Annotated in this window: 21 protein-coding genes and 1 pseudogene; 12 read left to right on the top strand and 10 right to left on the bottom strand. The window is 44.6% G+C overall.

Features of this window, described 5'->3' with window-relative positions; genetic code table 11:
- The 4 genes and pseudogenes from A136_RS16320 to A136_RS16305 form a co-directional block, all read right to left on the bottom strand.
- Nucleotides 1–524: pseudogene (locus tag A136_RS16320) on the bottom strand (flagellin); the annotation flags it as partial.
- Between the two features lie 297 nt (nt 525–821).
- Entirely contained in the window at nt 822–1,955 is a 1,134-nt protein-coding gene (locus A136_RS16315; RefSeq protein ID WP_017063389.1) for a flagellin, read from the bottom strand.
- 121 nt (nt 1,956–2,076) lie between these two features.
- On the bottom strand, nt 2,077–3,000 hold the full coding sequence (locus tag A136_RS16310; RefSeq protein WP_017063388.1) for a Dyp-type peroxidase: 924 nt from the start codon (nt 2,998–3,000) through the stop codon (nt 2,077–2,079).
- Nucleotides 3,001–3,065: 65 nt separating this feature from the next.
- Entirely contained in the window at nt 3,066–3,527 is a 462-nt protein-coding gene (locus A136_RS16305; RefSeq protein ID WP_017060696.1) for a DUF2919 domain-containing protein, read from the bottom strand.
- 109 nt (nt 3,528–3,636) lie between these two features.
- On the opposite strand from A136_RS16305, the gene A136_RS16300 reads away from it, so the two are divergent.
- Both A136_RS16300 and A136_RS16295 read left to right on the top strand, forming a co-directional pair.
- Entirely contained in the window at nt 3,637–3,981 is a 345-nt protein-coding gene (locus tag A136_RS16300) for a DUF2956 domain-containing protein (RefSeq protein WP_017060697.1), read from the top strand.
- Between the two features lie 12 nt (nt 3,982–3,993).
- Nucleotides 3,994–4,326 carry a DUF4156 domain-containing protein gene (locus A136_RS16295; RefSeq protein WP_017063387.1) on the top strand — a complete coding sequence of 111 codons (333 nt, stop codon included), beginning with the start codon at nt 3,994–3,996 and terminating at the stop codon, nt 4,324–4,326.
- 68 nt (nt 4,327–4,394) lie between these two features.
- Here A136_RS16295 and A136_RS16290 read toward each other — a convergent pair whose 3' ends face one another.
- Nucleotides 4,395–4,682, bottom strand: coding sequence for a winged helix-turn-helix domain-containing protein (locus A136_RS16290; RefSeq protein ID WP_004734273.1), 288 nt, complete (start codon nt 4,680–4,682; stop codon nt 4,395–4,397).
- Nucleotides 4,683–4,887: 205 nt separating this feature from the next.
- Here A136_RS16290 and A136_RS16285 point away from each other — a divergent pair, with 205 nt between their 5' ends.
- From A136_RS16285 to A136_RS16270, 4 genes are all read left to right on the top strand, one after another.
- Entirely contained in the window at nt 4,888–5,235 is a 348-nt protein-coding gene (locus A136_RS16285) for an ArsC family reductase (protein WP_017060699.1), read from the top strand.
- 98 nt (nt 5,236–5,333) lie between these two features.
- The gene (gene dapE, locus A136_RS16280; protein ID WP_017063386.1) at nt 5,334–6,470 is read left to right on the top strand and encodes a succinyl-diaminopimelate desuccinylase; all 1,137 of its coding nucleotides are present in this window, start codon (nt 5,334–5,336) and stop codon (nt 6,468–6,470) included.
- 45 nt (nt 6,471–6,515) lie between these two features.
- Entirely contained in the window at nt 6,516–7,190 is a 675-nt protein-coding gene (locus A136_RS16275) for a M15 family metallopeptidase (RefSeq protein ID WP_017063385.1), read from the top strand.
- 8 nt (nt 7,191–7,198) lie between these two features.
- Complete coding sequence (locus A136_RS16270; protein WP_017060702.1) at nt 7,199–7,408, top strand: DUF2897 family protein; 210 nt, start codon at nt 7,199–7,201, stop codon at nt 7,406–7,408.
- A gap of 161 nt (nt 7,409–7,569) precedes the next feature.
- Here the strand turns inward: A136_RS16270 and bamC are convergent, their stop codons facing one another.
- Complete coding sequence (gene bamC, locus A136_RS16265; RefSeq protein ID WP_017060703.1) at nt 7,570–8,616, bottom strand: outer membrane protein assembly factor BamC; 1,047 nt, start codon at nt 8,614–8,616, stop codon at nt 7,570–7,572.
- A 48-nt stretch (nt 8,617–8,664) separates the two neighbouring features.
- On the bottom strand, nt 8,665–9,543 hold the full coding sequence (dapA, locus tag A136_RS16260; RefSeq protein ID WP_017060704.1) for a 4-hydroxy-tetrahydrodipicolinate synthase: 879 nt from the start codon (nt 9,541–9,543) through the stop codon (nt 8,665–8,667).
- 374 nt (nt 9,544–9,917) lie between these two features.
- Between dapA and A136_RS16255 the strand changes: the two genes are divergently transcribed.
- Together A136_RS16255 and bcp are read left to right on the top strand one after the other, a co-directional pair.
- Entirely contained in the window at nt 9,918–10,460 is a 543-nt protein-coding gene (locus A136_RS16255; protein ID WP_017060705.1) for a glycine cleavage system protein R, read from the top strand.
- A 12-nt stretch (nt 10,461–10,472) separates the two neighbouring features.
- Nucleotides 10,473–10,943, top strand: coding sequence for a thioredoxin-dependent thiol peroxidase (bcp, locus tag A136_RS16250; protein ID WP_017060706.1), 471 nt, complete (start codon nt 10,473–10,475; stop codon nt 10,941–10,943).
- A 136-nt stretch (nt 10,944–11,079) separates the two neighbouring features.
- Here the strand turns inward: bcp and A136_RS16245 are convergent, their stop codons facing one another.
- Entirely contained in the window at nt 11,080–12,156 is a 1,077-nt protein-coding gene (locus tag A136_RS16245) for an AI-2E family transporter (protein WP_017063383.1), read from the bottom strand.
- Nucleotides 12,149–12,388: a sulfurtransferase TusA family protein gene (locus A136_RS16240; RefSeq protein ID WP_017060709.1), complete on the bottom strand. Its 240-nt coding sequence runs from the start codon at nt 12,386–12,388 to the stop codon at nt 12,149–12,151. The genes A136_RS16245 and A136_RS16240 overlap by 8 nt, the downstream gene beginning before the upstream one ends.
- Before the next feature lie 178 nt (nt 12,389–12,566).
- Here A136_RS16240 and A136_RS16235 point away from each other — a divergent pair, with 178 nt between their 5' ends.
- The 4 genes from A136_RS16235 to A136_RS16220 all read left to right on the top strand — a co-directional run bounded on the left by A136_RS16235 (nt 12,567) and on the right by A136_RS16220 (nt 15,529).
- Complete coding sequence (locus tag A136_RS16235; protein ID WP_017060710.1) at nt 12,567–14,021, top strand: tetratricopeptide repeat protein; 1,455 nt, start codon at nt 12,567–12,569, stop codon at nt 14,019–14,021.
- Between the two features lie 123 nt (nt 14,022–14,144).
- The gene (arsC, locus tag A136_RS16230) at nt 14,145–14,495 is read left to right on the top strand and encodes an arsenate reductase (glutaredoxin) (protein ID WP_017060711.1); all 351 of its coding nucleotides are present in this window, start codon (nt 14,145–14,147) and stop codon (nt 14,493–14,495) included.
- A gap of 6 nt (nt 14,496–14,501) precedes the next feature.
- The gene (gene wrbA, locus A136_RS16225) at nt 14,502–15,095 is read left to right on the top strand and encodes an NAD(P)H:quinone oxidoreductase (protein ID WP_017060712.1); all 594 of its coding nucleotides are present in this window, start codon (nt 14,502–14,504) and stop codon (nt 15,093–15,095) included.
- Nucleotides 15,092–15,529, top strand: coding sequence for a DUF2069 domain-containing protein (locus A136_RS16220; RefSeq protein WP_017060713.1), 438 nt, complete (start codon nt 15,092–15,094; stop codon nt 15,527–15,529). Before wrbA ends, A136_RS16220 begins: the two co-directional genes overlap by 4 nt.
- Before the next feature lie 110 nt (nt 15,530–15,639).
- Here A136_RS16220 and A136_RS16215 read toward each other — a convergent pair whose 3' ends face one another.
- Nucleotides 15,640–16,899 (bottom strand): DUF2066 domain-containing protein, encoded by a 1,260-nt coding sequence (locus A136_RS16215; RefSeq protein WP_017060714.1) that lies wholly within the window; start codon nt 16,897–16,899, stop codon nt 15,640–15,642.
- Between the last annotated feature and the right edge of the window lie 145 nt (nt 16,900–17,044).

Genomic DNA, 17,044 nt, shown 5'->3' with positions numbered 1-17,044 from the left:
CTCTTACCACCCATCTGAGCGTTATCAGAGCGCATGTCTTTCAGTTGAAGCATTACAGCTTCACCGTTATCCGCACCGATTTGGAATGATTTAGTACCGTGAGTACCGTTAAGCAGCTTGTTACCACCAAAAGACGTCGTTTCTGCGATACGGTTTAGCTCGTCGTTCAGTGCTGTTACTTCTTCTTGAATCGCTACACGCTCAGATTTTGAGTTTGAGCCGTTTGAAGATTGTAGAGACAAATCACGCATACGTTGCAGGATGTTAGTCGTCTCATTCATTGCACCTTCAGCTGTTTGTGCAATTGAGATACCGTCGTTCGCGTTACGTACAGCAACATCAAGACCACGACTTTGAACGTTCAAACGGTTCGAGATTTGTAGACCCGCAGCGTCATCTTTTGCGCTGTTGATTTTTGAGCCAGAAGCTAGACGCTCCATTGATGTTTGTTGTGCGCTGTTTGCGTTGTTTAGGTAACGTTGCGCTGTCATCGCTGAAACGTTTGTATTTACATTCACTGCCATGGTGATTTCTCCAATTGATTTTCCGGTATAGCGGTTTCCGACGTCTCGGAAAACCAAGTAGTTCTCTCAAAGTTACTTTTAATAACGGCGTAATTGACGAAACCTTTAGGAAAAAAACAATAAAATTAAAGAAATAGCGATAAAGGAGAAGAAAGCGTGACTGGTCGTAAAATTATCGAAAAAAGATGAGAAAATAGCTAAAGTTGCCGGGAAGTCAGTCGAGTGAGAAATTGTATTTTTATTCGCCAAAAAGCACCGGCCAAGCTGAAATGCTTTTATAAGATTGTAGGTAATTCATTAACCTAATAACGTTAAAGCTAGATTCGGCGCTTGCTTGGCTTGAGCGAGTATCGTTGTGCTCACTTGCTGCAGTATTTGTTGCTTGAGCATTTGAGTGGTTTCTTTGGCGTAGTCGGTATCTTTGATTCGACTGTTTGATGTCGCCAAATTCTCATGAACGTTTTCAAGATTGTTAATGGCATGATCAAAGCGGTTTTGCATTGCCCCTAATTCAGAGCGATGGCTATCGACATACTTCATCGCCGTATCCAAAATAGAGACGGCGCGCTGAGCACCACCCACATCCGTTACATTGATGTCATTAACTGACTCGTAATAGCCCGCTGACATCGAAAGCTCACTGGCTAATGAACCTGAAAAAGAGATGGTACCCGCGGTATCTTCACCTGACATATAAATCTGAAGTTGTCCGTCATCATTAACAGAAGCCGATAAGAGATCCGTTTGACCATTAATGTAAGTCGCCAACTCTTCGATATCATCGCCCGCTTTCGCATTAATGGTGATCTCTTGAGGCTGACCAAAACGATCCGTAAACGACATCGTCATATCATTCTGGTTTGATTTCACTTCCCATGAATCACTGGCCATGCCATTAGCAACGTAGCTAAAGCCGCCCATGTTGATGTCATCAGTACGCATGCTTTTCAAACCAATCTGCACAGCTTCGCCCGAACTGCCGCCGATTTGAAACGAGGTGTGCCCAAAACTGCCGTTAAGGAGTTTTTTACCACCGAATGAAGTGGTTTCGGCAATTCGATTCAGCTCGTCATTTAACGCGGTGACTTCTTCTTGAATAGCGATTCGTTCCGATGAACTATTCGAGCCGTTACTCGCTTGTAGGGATAAGTCTCGCATGCGCTGCATGATATTAGTGGTTTCATTCATAGCTCCTTCTGCAGTCTGCATAATGGAGATACCGTCGTTAGCATTTCGAACAGCAACATCAATGCCACTCATCTGTGCTTCTAATCGATTTGAGATCTGTAAGCCAGCCGCATCGTCTTTTGCACTATTAATACGGCTCCCTGAAGCTAAGCGCTCCAAAGATTGGTTCAGCATGTTGTTAGCATTAGAGAGGTTTCTCTGGGCCACCAGCGCTGAGACATTGGTATTAACAGTTATAGCCATAGACCTTCGCTTACAAAAAGATGAATAAAACTCACGATTGCTCTTATATCGACCAGTTCATATAAAGCTTTAATAAAAAAGGAGCCCTGAGGCTCCCTTTCTTTGCTGCAGATGAGGTGATTTACTTAATCGTTAATACACTCAACATGTCAGTTGAAGGTGCAAAGTAGTAAGCGCCAGTCACTGCTTTGGTAAAGCGAAGCAGTTGGTCTGTTTTGCCATCTGTTGCGCCGTACATGCTCTCTAACATCGCATCGAAGTTATGACGAACGTTACAGTAAGCAATGAACAATAAGCCGTGGTCGCCCGTAGCAGTACCGTAAGGTAGACTGTGGCGAACAATCTTAAGCCCCTTGCCTTCTTCTTTGATATCCACACGGCCAACGTGAGACGCCTCAGGAACATCATCTAACTCAATTGAATCAGGTTTAGTTCGGCCAATCACTTTCTCTTGTGCCGATACATTCAAACGATTCCAAGCTGGCAGGTTATGCACAAAACGCTGCACCATTACATAACTACCACCAGCGAATTCACCCTCAGGCACAATAGCGACTTCAGCACGTTGTGCGTCTTTCGGGTTTTCAGTGCCATCAACAAAGTCTGTCATGTCACGAGAGTCTAGGAAGCGATAACCATAAGTTTCATCAACCACTTCAACATCAGCTGCTACTTCAGATAGCAATTTACGCAAGCTAAAGAAGTGCAGATCATGTCGGTTTGAATGACAGTGAATCAGAACGTCAGACAGTGTGCTCGGTGCTGTGATATCACCTTCACCCAGCACAGGGAAGTCGATCAAATCAGCGGGCGCTGCTTGCTCGAACCTATCCCAAAAAGCTTTTGAGAACGCAACCGATGCCGTTAAGTTCGCATCAGGCTGAGTTTGGTTTAGTTCGTCGATTAGAGTCGGAAGCTTTTGAATTTCTGCTAGTACATTAGCAGTATTAGCGTTCACTTTAAGTTGAACGTAAAGCGCGAAAGGCCCAGCTTCAGGCAAAATAGCACTTTGAACGTTAGGCTGCTCATTTGAAACATTAAGCATAGATTATTCCTTCCAGTTTTAGCTTCTAAGTATGATTGTGAATGGGACAAATGTTTTGATGAGAATCAGTCTTCGAGCTCAACCACTTTAAAGCAATCCCTTGCAGCATGGCTATTGGTTAGATAAAGCGCTAACCACAGCAGCAACAATAGGGTGATGCCATTTGACCAACGGAACCATCCGTTATCCAAATAGATTAAATAAATCGTATGGGAGCCCTGTGCCAAGATAGCCATCATGGTAACCCAACGTCCCCATGACACGACTTTGTTAAGGCGCTTTCTATCTGGCGATCTTAGCCCAAATAACCACATCAGCAGCAAACTAGGCACACTCAACGCGATCCCGACATAAAACATCTGATGGTCTGGGTAGATTATCTCAAGAATATCGGTTCCCGATTCTCGGCTTGCGCCTGCAACAATGAAAACGACCAAGGCTTTCGCAAGAAACAACCAACCTAGCCAGAGCAAGATTGGAGCTTTCAAAAAGCCGTGTTTGTCGTATTGTTCTATGGAGTACCGCACAAATCTCACTTTCACTTATTTTCAAACCAACACTTTAACGCAAATCATTCATACTTAACTAGCTTTGCGTTATCTTAGTAGCCAATCCGTTTTAATTGTCGAACTCAGTATGAAAAACAAAACTAATACGCCCTCTGTTGAATCTCAACAGGAAGCACTGAAGATAGCCAAAGCGACTCAAAAGCCAGCTCAAACCAAAGAACAAACTAAACTGATTGCTCAGGGTATCGAGAAAGGCATCGCACTGTACAAGAAACAGCAAAAAGAACGCAGCCGCCAAGCCGATAAAGCGAAGAAGCGCGTACAGAAAGAAAAACAGACTCAACAAGCTAATCAACACCAAGAAGACACGATCGAAACAAGTGTTGAAACACCATCAAATCACGCCACTAAACTGCCGTGGTTACTACTGTTCGCAAGCTGGGTAGGCTTCGCGATTTATTTGATGCAATAGCAGGGTAAACGTATGAAAAAGGAATTAGTCGCTTTGGCTATGAGTGGCATGTTACTCGGGTGTACCAAACCCACATCAACGCCTCATAGTAAAGCGGACAAGGTACAAATGGATTACCACGGCCTGATTAACATCGAGCAGTGTGAGTATAAAGGGGAAATCACTGGCAGCGAAGGTCATTGGTACAGCTACTTGTTCTTTCCCAATGACGCCCTGATTCAAGGTGCGATGAATGAGCTTAAATCGAATGCCATTGAGCTAGGCGCAGACACCGTCATCTTTACCCTACCCCAAGATTTCAGCACTTCCGTGACTATGCTTGGTACCGCCTACCTGTGCGAGTAAGCAACTAAAGCGGCATATCGATATGCTTTGATTTTATGACACCCAAAAGAAAGCCAGCTTTCGCTGGCTTATGCACTAAATCCAAGGCTTGTTGCTATATCGCCTTTACGCTGGATAACCCATTGACTGTCAAATGGCCCCCAGTCGGATAACTGGTAATAGCCATCATTATGACGTCGCCCATCTTGAACAAACATAAGTTCGATACCGATCCCCGGTAACGCCTTGAGTACATCTTGAATAGTACGACGAGGCCACCCCGTTTTTTCGATGAGTTTAGGCACATTTGGCCTATCAAGGCTTTCCACTAACAATGCTAAATATAGCCGCCTTGCAAAAACAGGACTCAACTCCATTGACACCTCCTATATATGTGCAGCTCAATTATTTCTTTTTTCGCTGACAACATGTTGAGGCTGATCAATAAGTCTCCAATAGTGACATTTTCTTACGCTTTTTTTTCACTCTATGAAATATTCATCACTCTATTTTGTCTGAGTTGCTGCTTCCTGATAGGATTCAACTCATAACAATGAAATAAAATCACTCAAAGGAAGAATAATGACTATCACCATGTTTGGTATCCCAAATTGCGACACCATTAAAAAAGCAAAGAAATGGCTCGAAGCTGAAGGTATCGAGTTCGAATTTCACGATTATCGCAAACAAGGCATCACAGAAGAGCTAGTAACAAGCTTCTGCTCTGAGCTAGGTTGGGAGCTTGTGCTAAACAAACGTGGTACGACTTATCGCCAACTTTCTCAAGAACAGAAAGACACCCTAACAGAAGAAAAAGCGGTGACTTTGCTTGTTGAACAACCTGCAATGATCAAGCGCCCAATCTTAAAAGTTGAGGGTAAGCTTCACATCGGATTTAAAGCCGACCAATACGCGGCTATTTTTGCTTAGATCGTTGTATTTACATAGACAGACAACAGGACGTTGATCAGTGAATCAGCGCCTAAAAATTAATGACTAGACGTTTTATTTAAACAAGGAATTCAAGGATGACAGATAGCCCAACTTTGGCTCTGGCAAAAGACCTAATCAGCCGTCAATCGGTAACACCAGAAGATGCAGGCTGCCAAGACCTGATGATTGAACGCTTAAAAGCACTCGGTTTTGAAATCGAAGTCATGGTATTTGAAGATACGACCAACTTCTGGGCTCGTCGTGGTACTGAAGCGCCTCTGTTTGCTTTTGCTGGTCACACTGATGTGGTACCTGCAGGCCCAATCGAACAGTGGAACACTAAGCCATTCGAACCGACTATCGTAGACGGTTTCCTACATGGCCGTGGCGCTGCTGATATGAAAGGCTCTCTGGCTTCAATGATTGTTGCCGTCGAGCAGTTCATTGCCAAACACCCAGACCACACAGGCTCAATTGGTTTCCTGATCACTTCAGATGAGGAAGGTCCTTTCATCAACGGTACTGTACGTGTTGTTGAAGCATTAATGGCGCGCGGTGAAAACATCGATATGTGTATCGTTGGTGAACCATCGAGCACTGAGTTCGTGGGTGATGTCGTGAAGAACGGCCGTCGTGGCTCTATCACTGGCGACCTAACGATTAAAGGCACACAAGGTCATGTTGCCTACCCTCACCTAGCAAACAACCCAGTACACAGCTCTCTGCTTGCTATTAATGAGCTAGCAACAACTGAGTGGGATAAAGGTAATGATTACTTCCCGCCAACCAGTTTCCAAATTCCAAATGTGAGTGCGGGTACTGGTGCTTCAAACGTGATCCCTGGTGAATTTAATGTTCAGTTTAACCTACGCTTTAGTACAGAGTTAAGCAACGACATCATCGTTGAGCGCATCACAACGACACTCGACAAGTATGATTTCAAATACGACCTAAGATGGACATTCAATGGCGACCCGTTCTTAACAGACGCAGGTTCACTGCTTGATGCTATTGTTGATGCAGTGGGTCACGTCAATGATGTGAAACCAGCACTGCTAACGACTGGCGGTACATCTGATGGTCGCTTTATTGCACGTATGGGCGGACAAGTGGTTGAACTAGGCCCTGTGAATGCAACGATTCACAAGGTTAACGAATGCGTTAAGGTAGCCGATTTAGAAAAGCTAACTGACATGTACGAAAGAACATTAGTGAACCTATTCGCTAAATAGTCTTTCATCAGCGATTCATAGCATCCAATTATTGAGAGACTCGTTATGACACCAGAGCAGCTTACCGGACAATCAGATTCTCATCTAGAGCCTAGCCTGATCGGCACCAAGACCTTCTTGGTCCACAGTGAGGTTAAGAATGACCTGAATAATTTGATTGAAGCTGCTCAGCTCGCTGGTTTTAAAATGGAGATTGCCAGTGGCTTTCGCGACTATGAAAGGCAATCTCTGATTTGGAACCGTAAGTTTTCTGGCGAAGCTCCGATATTAGATTCAGAAAGCCAACCTCTTGATGCTTCAAAACTGACCGAACAACAAAAGCTATCGGCTATCCTGAGATGGTCTGCGCTTCCCGGCGCGAGTCGTCATCATTGGGGTTGTGACTTCGATGTCTTTGCTCGTAACCACTTACCTGAAGGCATACATCTGCAATTAGAACCATGGGAATACCTTACTGGCCACCAGCAATCGTTTTACCAATGGCTATCAGTTCATGCTGCACAATTTGGTTTCTTCTTTCCTTACAGCCAAGATTTGGGTGGTGTGGCGATCGAACCATGGCATATCAGCCATCGCAAAGTATCGGAGTCGTGTTTATCACAGTTATCTCCGACTTTACTTGGCAAGCAACTCCAATCTAAGCCAGTATTAGGGTATGAGATTATTATGGAGCAGCTAGACGAGATCTATGCACGCTTCGTAGCGAATATCAGTCATTAGGAGCGCTTATGTTGGAGTGGCTTACAAACCCTTGGGTTATCATCATCATCGTAGTTAGCGTTGTTGTGGGTAACATCGCAGCGCTCAAACAGACAGCCAATATGGATCTGACGGGGCGTGGTAAAACTGAGCGAGATTTAGATAAGCTCAATCGCTCGGATAAACTTAACCAAGAGAAAGCTGAAAAAGAAGAATCCAAAGACAATAAAGACGCATAGCCTTTTGCTTTGGCTAATCAGCTTGATTGACCAATTTGGATTGACCAATGTAGCCTGATGACAACGAATACAATAAAAAAGAGGACACAGTGTGTCCTCTTTTTTATTTGCTTTTGCTAATCACAAGGCTGATTTAACTCAGCTTGTGACGGCTTGAATGACTACTCAGCTTTCGCTTCTTTGTCATCTTTGGTTTGGTCAGCAATATGCGCTAATACCGGAACCATAGACTTAAGCAGCTCTTCTTCTACTGGCTTACCTGATGCATCCGTTACGTTGATTGACGTACGGTTGCCAAGGTCACCAAATAGGAAGTTGTAAGTGCCTGGCGCTAAGTCGATAGGCTGTAGGCCAATTTCTTCCCAAAACTCATCATCTGGTGCTGCGTACTTCGCCTTCACCGTACCCTGAGATTGATTGCGTTCTTCAAGCTCAAAGCCCATTTCAGGCAACAAGTTAGGCAGACGCTGCCAGAATACATTGTATGGCGTACGAGCAATAATCACAGGGAAACCACTACGGTCAGCACCCATTGAAATTGGAATACGCTTCACCAACTCTTGCGCTTTCAGCGCCGCTTCAGCACGAAGGTTTTCATCGTACTTAGCCATAACTAGGTTGGTCAGGAACGCGTTGTAACGCTCTTTATTGGTTGCCGTTACTGTTTTCTCTTCAGTACCTTCACGCCAATCAATCAGATTAATCTTGAAGCCATGACGGTTGTTTGCTTGGAAGCGAGAGATAGAGTAACGACTACCAATCTCTACGTCTTCATCTTCAGAAACCCAAGTTACCCAATCGGTCTCAATCTCATTCTCTGATTGCTCACGAATACCAATACCACGTTGAGCCAGCATATCTACAGCCGTTTGCCACACGCGGTCTGCCTCTTCTGCGCGAAGAAGCCATAGTGTCACTTCACCGTTTTGACGCTCAGCACGAGCACCCGGGATCAGTTCAAGAACCTGTTGCGGTGGACGAATATCCACTTCACGACCAGTACCACCACTGAATTCACCGCTTGGGATGTCAAAATTTGGGTAGAACTGAGGCTGAGCATCTACAGGCAATTGCCATTGTGAAAACTCAGGTGTTTCTAAGTATTCGAAATCATCTTTGGCTTGGCGACGTTGAGTCGGGTTGCCAGAACATGCTGTAAGAACGAAAACAGCCAGTGACCCAATCACTAGCTGGTGAGAATACTTCATTTATACTCCTAAATGCCGAAGGTTCGCTTCGGCATCACTTCATACGTTTTAGTAAATGCACGCTTCAGTCATTGCTTGAGCAACAACAGGTTGAGCTGGCTCTGACAGTTCAGTCAGCGGTAGACGTAAGCCACCTTCAGCAATCAGACCCATTTTATGAACCGCCCATTTTACGGGAATAGGGTTAGACTCAACGAACAAATTCTTATGTAGAGGCATCAAACGCTCATTGATCGCTTCCGCTTCTTCAAACTTACCTTCTTTTGCTAGCTTGAACATGGTTGCCATATCAGCGGCTGCAACATTGTTCGTTACAGAGATCACGCCATCGCCACCACGCTTAACAAATTCTAGGCCTGTTAAGTCATCACCACTTAGTAAGATAAAGTCTTCGCCACAAAGTTCACGGTGAATTGCAATTCTGTCGAGATCACCCGTCGCATCTTTCAGTGCAACGATGTTTTCGATCTCAGCAAGACGAGCAACCGTTTCTGGCAACAAGTCTACCGCAGTACGACCTGGAACATTGTATAGAATTTGTGGAACGTCACTGACTTCAGCAATCGCTTTGTAGTGTTGGTACAAACCTTCTTGAGTCGGTTTGTTGTAGTAAGGCGTTACGCTCAGGCAACCAGCAATACCAGAACCATTCAACAAACGGCTGAATAGAACAGATTCATGAGTTGCATTTGCACCTGTACCAGCGATAACGGGAATACGACCATCAGCAAATTCAACGATCTTGTTGACGACTTTGACATGCTCTTCAATAGTGAGTGTTGAAGACTCACCTGTTGTGCCAACCGCAACCAGACCATCACTACCTGCAGCAATATGGTGCTCAACTAACTTTTTAAGGCTGTCGAAATCCACTTCACCATCTGTATTAAATGGCGTAACTAGCGCAACGATACTTCCTGAAAACATGTCTATCTCCCTTAATTTATTCTTTTTGCATGTTACTGTAAGCCAATCAATAAACACAAGACATTAAAGTGGCTTACCGGCAACATCTGCATTAAATATTGTCGTATGTTTGAGGTAAAACGACTTCTAACGGCGTTCTACCTAGAATTTGGGTAACCTGCACTCAATCTAGCGGATAGCACATCACTGGATGTCAGTAACAAGTAAGCTGTGCTCTCATCGCTCTATCTCATTTTTTAACGCGCTCGATATTCTTATCATTGGTTGCATGTTCGAAGCAAGGTCGCACATAAAAAGCCCCGCACGCACGCTTATTCCACGAGCTAACTGTGCTAACATGCATGAATCAATGGAATATAAAGAGACGTGATTTTATGACTCAACATCTAGTAATCACAGCTGTGGGCACTGATCGCCCAGGTGTATGCAACCAAGTGGTTCATTTAGTCACCCAATCAGGCTGTAACATTATTGATAGCCGTATCGCCCTGTTTGGCGAAGAATTTACGCTTATCATGCTGCTGTCTGGAAAGGCAAACAACATTACCCGCGTTGAAACCACCTTGCCCTTGCTTGGACAAGAGCACGACTTGATTACGATTATGAAGCGAACCTCAACTCATGATGTTATTGAGAACTCTTACACAGTAGAGGTGTTCGTTGAGTCAGACGATAAAATCGGACTTACTGAGCAGTTTACCCAGTTCTTCGCAGACCGAAACATCGGCCTCGATTCGTTAAGTGCACGAACCATCAATAAATCTAAGGTTCAACTCGACAACGACCAATTCCATATCTCTATTACCGCTTCTGTGCAATCAGAATGTAACTTGATGCAGCTACAAGAAGAATTCGATTCGCTGTGTCAGAGCCTATCAGTCCAAGGCTCGCTCAACTTTATCAAAAACAGTCTTTAAAAAGGAAATGTCATGAATACGCTAACGGCTGGTGTTCCAGCACCTGCTTTTTCTCTTCCAGATCAAGATGGCAATATCGTATCTCTTGGTGACTTCAAAGGTAAAAAAGTACTTTTCTATTTTTACCCTAAAGCAATGACTCCAGGTTGTATTGTGCAAGCGGAAGGCCTGCGTGATATCAAAACACAGCTTGATGACCTAAACGTGGTTGTTCTAGGTGTGAGTGTTGACCCAGTAAAACGTCTACCAAACTTCGTTGAGAAGAAATCTCTAAACTTCACCCTGCTATCTGATGAAGACCACAGCGTTGCTGAACAGTTTGGCGTTTGGGGCGAGAAAAAATTCATGGGTAAAATCTACGACGGTCTGCACCGTATTAGCTTCCTAATTGATGAAGAAGGTCAGATTGAACATGTCTTCAACAAGTTCAAGACTAAGACTCACCACGAAGTGGTTCTAGATTACTTCAATCAAGAAGCGTAAGGGCGATTTGAGCGAGTTAATGACTTAGATTCACCACTCTCTAAGGCAAGAGCAACACTCATTAAGCTAATGATTAAGCTAAGAGCAAAAAGGCCGAACATCATGGATGTTCGGCCTTTTTCTATAACAAGATCAATTACTTTTGATGTTCAGGGTCATCGTCTAATGCGTGACTCGGTAAAGCATTCCAAACCGCCTTAACTAACGTTGCCAACGGGATAGCAAAGAACACGCCCCAGAATCCCCACAACCCACCAAACACTAACACGGCAACAATAATAGCCACTGGGTGCAGGTTCACCGCTTCAGAGAAAAGAACCGGAACGAGCACGTTACCATCTAGCGCTTGGATAATACCGTAAGCGAGAAGCAACCAGTAAAACTGAGGCTCTAATCCCCACTGGAACAGGCCTACAATCGCCACAGGAACAGTCACAGCTGCCGCGCCGATATAAGGGATCAGTACCGAGAAGCCAACCGCGACAGCCAACAAGACTGAATAACGCAGATCCAGAATCGCAAAGGTTACGTAGCTGACACCACCAACAATTAAAATCTCTAAGACTTTACCGCGAATGTAGTTCGAGATTTGCTGGTTCATCTCTTCCCATACTTTGGTCGCTAAACGACGATTTCGAGGAAGTACACCGCTCGCCATTCTGATCATCTCTTCTTTGTCTTTTAACAAGAAGAAAATAAGCAGTGGTACAAGAATCAAGTAAACCGCTAAGGTCGCTAAGCTCACAAGAGAAGCCAAAGAACCTTTGACAACACTTTCACCAAAACCTAACGCTTTGTTCTTGGCGTTAGACATAATGGACTCAACGATCTGCAGGTTAGCTAATTCTGGATAGCGTTCAGGAATCGTCGCAATGAAGTTTTGCAAGCTGCCATACATGCTTGGGATATCATTAATTAGATTGCCCACTTGTTGCCAAATGGTTGGTACCAAGCCAAAGATCGCAAGTAGCATCACGCTAAAGAACATCATGATCACCAACATCACCGAAGGCGTTCTTGGAACACCGAGTCTTTGAAGTTGGGTAACAGGCCACTCAAGCAAATAAGCCAACACAATCGCAACCAAGAGTGGTGCAATTAGGTGACCAAAGAAGTAGATCGTAATAAAGCCGAAGAGAATGATGGCAACCAAACTGACAGCATGGGGATCAGAGAAACGTCGTTTATACCAACGATTGACCATTTCAAGCATCTGACTGCAATTCCTTTTTAGTGACGAGGAGATGATGGTAATTAGAGCAAACCTCAGTGATGACGTCATAGGCTTGCTTAGACAAATAAGTAACAATATCTTTCATCGAACTGTTATCAGACACATAAATTGACAATGACTGCCCTACTTCTAACTTTACACTGTGACGCTTGGCTAATAATAGCGCCATTGGACAGCGCTCTTGGCGTAAATCTAGAATATTAGGTGTCATTCTTGAGCTCGATGCTTATTATAAGGGTCGTATTGTAATCTGTTTTTGAAAACGCGCCATCATTCATTCATCCTCCTTCATGATAGCGCACGCACTTGGCAAAGGTTAAATCAGATAAAGAACCAATTTCCATTGCACTTGTCTTACTGTCAGAAGAAACGGAGTATTACTGACTAATATGTTTAAACGCGCTCGCTCAATTGCTTGCTTATGCATCGCAGCTACATTAAGCACCCCAACTATGGCGAATACCAATAGTTTGGAGCTACCAGATATCGGTACCGCTGCTGGCGGCACACTCACTATCGACCAAGAGCTTATCTATGGTGATGCCTACATGCGCATCATCAGAAGTAGCCAGCCTATCGTAAACGACCCAGTTCTAAATCTATATATTGATACTCTTGGCCATCGTCTGGTCGCGAACGCAAATGATGTAAAGACACCTTTCCAGTTCTTTATGATCCGTGACCGCAACATCAACGCCTTTGCTTTCTTTGGTGGTTATGTTGCTTTGCACTCAGGTCTATTCCTGCATGCACAATCTGAAAGTGAATTAGCTTCTGTATTAGCGCACGAAATCGCGCACGTAACCCAACGTCACTTAGCGCGTAGTATGGAAGACCAAGCGCGCCGCTCTCCAGCAACCATTGCAGCGCTAGCAGCCTCTGTATTACTGGCAATTGCAGCTCCTGAAGCCGGCATTGCAGCCCTAACGGCAACGACTGCGGGTAATATGCAAAGCCAAATCAACTACACCCGTAGTAATGAAAAAGAAGCCGACCGCTTTGGTATCAACACGCTAGCAAAAGCTGGGTTTGATGTGAATGCGATGCCACGTTTCTTTGGCCGTTTAGCTGATGAATATCGCTATGCGAGCACACCACCGCCAATGCTACTGACTCACCCATTACCAGAAGACCGAATTACCGATTCACGTGCTCGTGCTCGTAGTTACCCGCCACTGAAACTGGCTCCCTCTCTGGACTACCACCTAGCAAGAGCCCGCATTGTTGCGCGCTATGCTGGCATTAATAATGATGCTGCTCTTGATTGGTTTGAGCGTCAGCTAAAGAAAGCCCCTAAAGCTTTGGTTCCGTCATTAGAATATGGCCAAGCACTGGTTTACCTAGACTCTAAAAAATTAGACAAAGCAGAGCCCATCCTGAACAAGCTGATTAACAGCGATCCAACCAACCTGTTTTATCTAGATGCTATTTCGGATCTGCACATCGAGAAGAAGCAGCCTGAGATTGCGATTAAAGAACTTAAATCGGCACTGGTTCGTCAACCAAACAACCCGGTTCTGACCATTAACTACGCCAACGCACTGATTGAAAATGAAGATCTTCAAGAAGCGGTTCGCGTATTGCAGCGTTACACGCACGATAACCCGAATGACACCAATGGCTGGCACTTACTTTCAAAAGTAAATACGAGCCTTGGTAATAGCGACGAAGAACTGGCTGCTCGTGCAGAAATTTTGGCACTGCAAGCCAACTGGAACAAAGCGATTCAGTACTACACGCAAGCAAGCCAAATCGCAGAATTAGGAAGCCTAAAACAAGCACGCTACGACGCTCGAATTGATCAGCTAATGATTCAACGAGAGCGCTTCTTGTCGCTACAATAGAGTGTTTACTGGTAACGCTCGTTGCCAGTATAAAAAGAAAGCTCAACGTTACACAAAAAAAAGAAGTCACCTATGGTGGCTTCAGCTAAACAATTAAATCAAAAATAATAATGAGGAAGAACCATGTCTGTCGTGATTTATCATAACCCACGCTGCTCAAAGAGCCGTCAAACTCTAGAAGTGCTTCAGGAAAACGGCGTACAGCCAGAGGTAATCAAATACCTAGAGACTCCGTTAACAGTTGAACAGCTGAAAGTACTGTTCACTCAGCTTGGTTTTGACAGTGTTCGCGACATGATGCGCACCAAAGAAGCGGACTACAAAGAAGCAAACCTTGGTGATGCTTCAGTCACTGATGAAGATCTTTTCGCCGCGATGGCAACCAATCCAAAACTGTTTGAGCGCCCAGTCGTTGTCGCGAACAACAAAGCAAAAATTGGTCGTCCACCAGAGCAAGTGCTAGAGATTCTGTAATCCAATATGAGCATTAACATTCTTGTTCTTTACTACAGCCGCCACGGCAACACACAAGCTCTAGCAAGGCAGATTGCACGAGGGGTTGAGTCTATCCCAAACTGTGAAGCCATGTTAAGAACGGTGAACGACGTGTACACGGTAGAAGAGCAGCCTGATTCACGCTATCAACCAACCGATCCTATTGCCTCGTTACAAGAGCTTCGATCTTGTGATGGTTTGGCGCTAGGCAGTCCGGTTTGGTTTGGTAACATGGCCGGGCCAATGAAGCACTTTTGGGATAGCACGACATCAATGTGGATCAATGGTGATCTCATCGATAAGCCAGGTTGTGTATTTACCTCTTCTTCATCATTGCATGGTGGTCAAGAGACAACACAACAAAGCATGATGTTGCCCCTGCTTCATCACGGCATGTTAGTCGTGGGCATCCCCTACTCAGAACCGGCGCTGCACACCACTCAAACTGGTGGTACGCCTTATGGTGCAAGCAGTACTGGAGAGAGCGCTTCACTTAGCAAAGAAGAGATTGAGTTGGCGCAAAACCTAGGTAAACGCCTAGCGCGCATCGCAATAAATCAGAAGGGAATTTCTCAATGATGTATATGCCAGAGAAGGCTATGTCTCCCAAAACCAAGCTATTTCGCTACCTTGCTTTAGCGGGCAACTTGTCGCTTTTATTCTGGGTGGTGGCTTGGCAGATGACGCTTTCACCGCACCCTCATCTCAGTAATGTCACACTGGCGATTGCTTGGGCTATCCCGCTGTTATTGCCATTACCGGGCATTTTAGCAGGAAAACCTTATACGCACGCATGGGCAAATTTCGTCTTGATGCTCTATTTCCTACACGCATTAACTATCTTGTATGTAGACGATGGTGAACGTTTATTAGCGGCTGTAGAACTGCTTCTGACGACTCTAGGTTTCGCGGGCAATATCTTATTTACTCGCTTTAGAGCCAAAGAGTTAGGCATCAAGTTGAAGCGTCTTTCTGAAGTAGAAAAGAGAGAAAAAGCTAAGTTCGAGCAATAATATTGAGCCCATGCTTTTAAACTGACCGCTTACAAACAAAAAGCCCTGCGAGATTGCTCTTGCAGGGCTTTTTTCAAGTTTTCATTTCAATCAGTCATGTCAGCTGACAATTATGAGCGAACCCACTCGTATACCAAGCTTGGCTTAGCATGTACTGGCGCAGTGATGGTTAGATCTTCTGTACTAGAATCCTCTAACGTTGCGTCAGGCGTATTCGTTAGCTCAGCATCCTCAGATACCTCGTTGCCCTTAATCACTTGTACGCCTGAGTCAGTTTCGTCACCAACGACTTCAGCAGCGTCTGTTGAATCATCACCTACAGACATTGTGTTGTCTTGAGTTTCAAATTCAGGGCTCACTTCAGGCTCAATGTAAGATTCTTCAACCTTCGCAACTTGGCGAATACTTGCTACTTCTTGCTCAAACTCTTGTTGAGTCGACAATAAGTGAATTCGGAAAGTGACTTCGTTGTTCTGAATCTTCAGAATATCTAGGCTTGCCACCGAGTTTAGACGCTTAAGTGCGTTCTCTAACTGGAAGAAGTCTTGAGCATTATTCAGGCTAATAAACTGCGTTAAAATCGATTCTGATGACTCACTCGCTACCGTCACAGCACTTTTGCCTGCGTAGTAGTTACTGATTTGGTCAACTAACTTCTTAGAAGTCGTGTCGCTGTTACCCGATAGTGAACCACTTACAGGCGATGTTGGTGCACTCGTCAATTGACTTGGCTTTTGATCGTATAGAGCCCAACGTAGGCCTGAAGATTGAGCCTTTATCACCAACACAGCATCAACAGGATAACGCTGACTCGCTTTACTGATTGGCGTAACAAAGCTACCCCACAAATCAGAAGTCGCAATACCCGTAATATCGTCAAAGTCACCCACAGGCAGCGTTAGAGGCAAGCCACGCTCTTTTGCGTTCGCTTGTAAGCTAGCTGCTAACTGTGAGTTAGAGTGTTCCCATACGATGTTCTTGTCGTAGTTGTCCTCTTCCACAAGCCAAACAAGGATGTTTGAACGCGTGTCAGGCCAGTAAGGTAACTGTGCTTGAGTCAACAGAGAACGGATTTGAGCACCGTTAAAACGCATACGCAATGTTGATTGATCATTGCTTTCGCCAAAACTCATTTGAGACATGTACTGCGAACTCTTGCGCATCGCCTTTTGAATCGTCTCATTCGAAGCGACATCAGTTTGGCCAGTCGCACGTATCAATACCTGCTCCATACCTGTATTTCTTGCCACTTGTTCTGGCTGTTTGTCTTCAGCGTTAATCGCAACTTCAGCACTAAAAATATCTACTTGAGTTAAGGCATAACTCGGAGAGGCTAATAGTCCCATCAACAACAATGCTATGTAGCGCATACTGATCCTAATATTCAAATCTTGTGCCTAGATGATAAGCAACTATGGATTGAGGGGCAAGGTCGATAGCGCCCACTGTGTTTAATAACCACAAAATATCACCTGGCCATGATAAATCGCTCACTTATAAACTGAATTTCTAGAG

Source organism: Vibrio crassostreae 9ZC13 (assembly GCF_000272045.2).
Taxonomy (GTDB): Bacteria; Pseudomonadota; Gammaproteobacteria; order Enterobacterales; family Vibrionaceae; genus Vibrio; species Vibrio crassostreae_C.
This window is presented reverse-complemented; position numbering and strand designations above follow the sequence as displayed.

Bases quoted from the DNA above. Each gene is read 5' to 3' on its own strand.
- A136_RS16245 (WP_017063383.1), bottom strand. From the start codon at position 12,156: ATGCTTGAAATGGTCAATCGTTGGTATAAACGACGTTTCTCTGATCCC.
- A136_RS16315 (WP_017063389.1), bottom strand. From the start codon at position 1,955: ATGGCTATAACTGTTAATACCAATGTCTCAGCGCTGGTGGCCCAGAGA.
- A136_RS16275 (WP_017063385.1), top strand. From the start codon at position 6,516: ATGACACCAGAGCAGCTTACCGGACAATCAGATTCTCATCTAGAGCCT.
- dapE (WP_017063386.1), top strand. From the start codon at position 5,334: ATGACAGATAGCCCAACTTTGGCTCTGGCAAAAGACCTAATCAGCCGT.
- A136_RS16215 (WP_017060714.1), bottom strand. From the start codon at position 16,899: ATGCGCTACATAGCATTGTTGTTGATGGGACTATTAGCCTCTCCGAGT.
- bamC (WP_017060703.1), bottom strand. From the start codon at position 8,616: ATGAAGTATTCTCACCAGCTAGTGATTGGGTCACTGGCTGTTTTCGTT.
- A136_RS16270 (WP_017060702.1), top strand. From the start codon at position 7,199: ATGTTGGAGTGGCTTACAAACCCTTGGGTTATCATCATCATCGTAGTT.
- A136_RS16295 (WP_017063387.1), top strand. From the start codon at position 3,994: ATGAAAAAGGAATTAGTCGCTTTGGCTATGAGTGGCATGTTACTCGGG.
- A136_RS16285 (WP_017060699.1), top strand. From the start codon at position 4,888: ATGACTATCACCATGTTTGGTATCCCAAATTGCGACACCATTAAAAAA.
- arsC (WP_017060711.1), top strand. From the start codon at position 14,145: ATGTCTGTCGTGATTTATCATAACCCACGCTGCTCAAAGAGCCGTCAA.
- wrbA (WP_017060712.1), top strand. From the start codon at position 14,502: ATGAGCATTAACATTCTTGTTCTTTACTACAGCCGCCACGGCAACACA.
- A136_RS16300 (WP_017060697.1), top strand. From the start codon at position 3,637: ATGAAAAACAAAACTAATACGCCCTCTGTTGAATCTCAACAGGAAGCA.
- A136_RS16255 (WP_017060705.1), top strand. From the start codon at position 9,918: ATGACTCAACATCTAGTAATCACAGCTGTGGGCACTGATCGCCCAGGT.
- A136_RS16310 (WP_017063388.1), bottom strand. From the start codon at position 3,000: ATGCTTAATGTTTCAAATGAGCAGCCTAACGTTCAAAGTGCTATTTTG.
- A136_RS16220 (WP_017060713.1), top strand. From the start codon at position 15,092: ATGATGTATATGCCAGAGAAGGCTATGTCTCCCAAAACCAAGCTATTT.
- A136_RS16290 (WP_004734273.1), bottom strand. From the start codon at position 4,682: ATGGAGTTGAGTCCTGTTTTTGCAAGGCGGCTATATTTAGCATTGTTA.
- A136_RS16235 (WP_017060710.1), top strand. From the start codon at position 12,567: ATGTTTAAACGCGCTCGCTCAATTGCTTGCTTATGCATCGCAGCTACA.
- A136_RS16240 (WP_017060709.1), bottom strand. From the start codon at position 12,388: ATGACACCTAATATTCTAGATTTACGCCAAGAGCGCTGTCCAATGGCG.
- dapA (WP_017060704.1), bottom strand. From the start codon at position 9,543: ATGTTTTCAGGAAGTATCGTTGCGCTAGTTACGCCATTTAATACAGAT.
- bcp (WP_017060706.1), top strand. From the start codon at position 10,473: ATGAATACGCTAACGGCTGGTGTTCCAGCACCTGCTTTTTCTCTTCCA.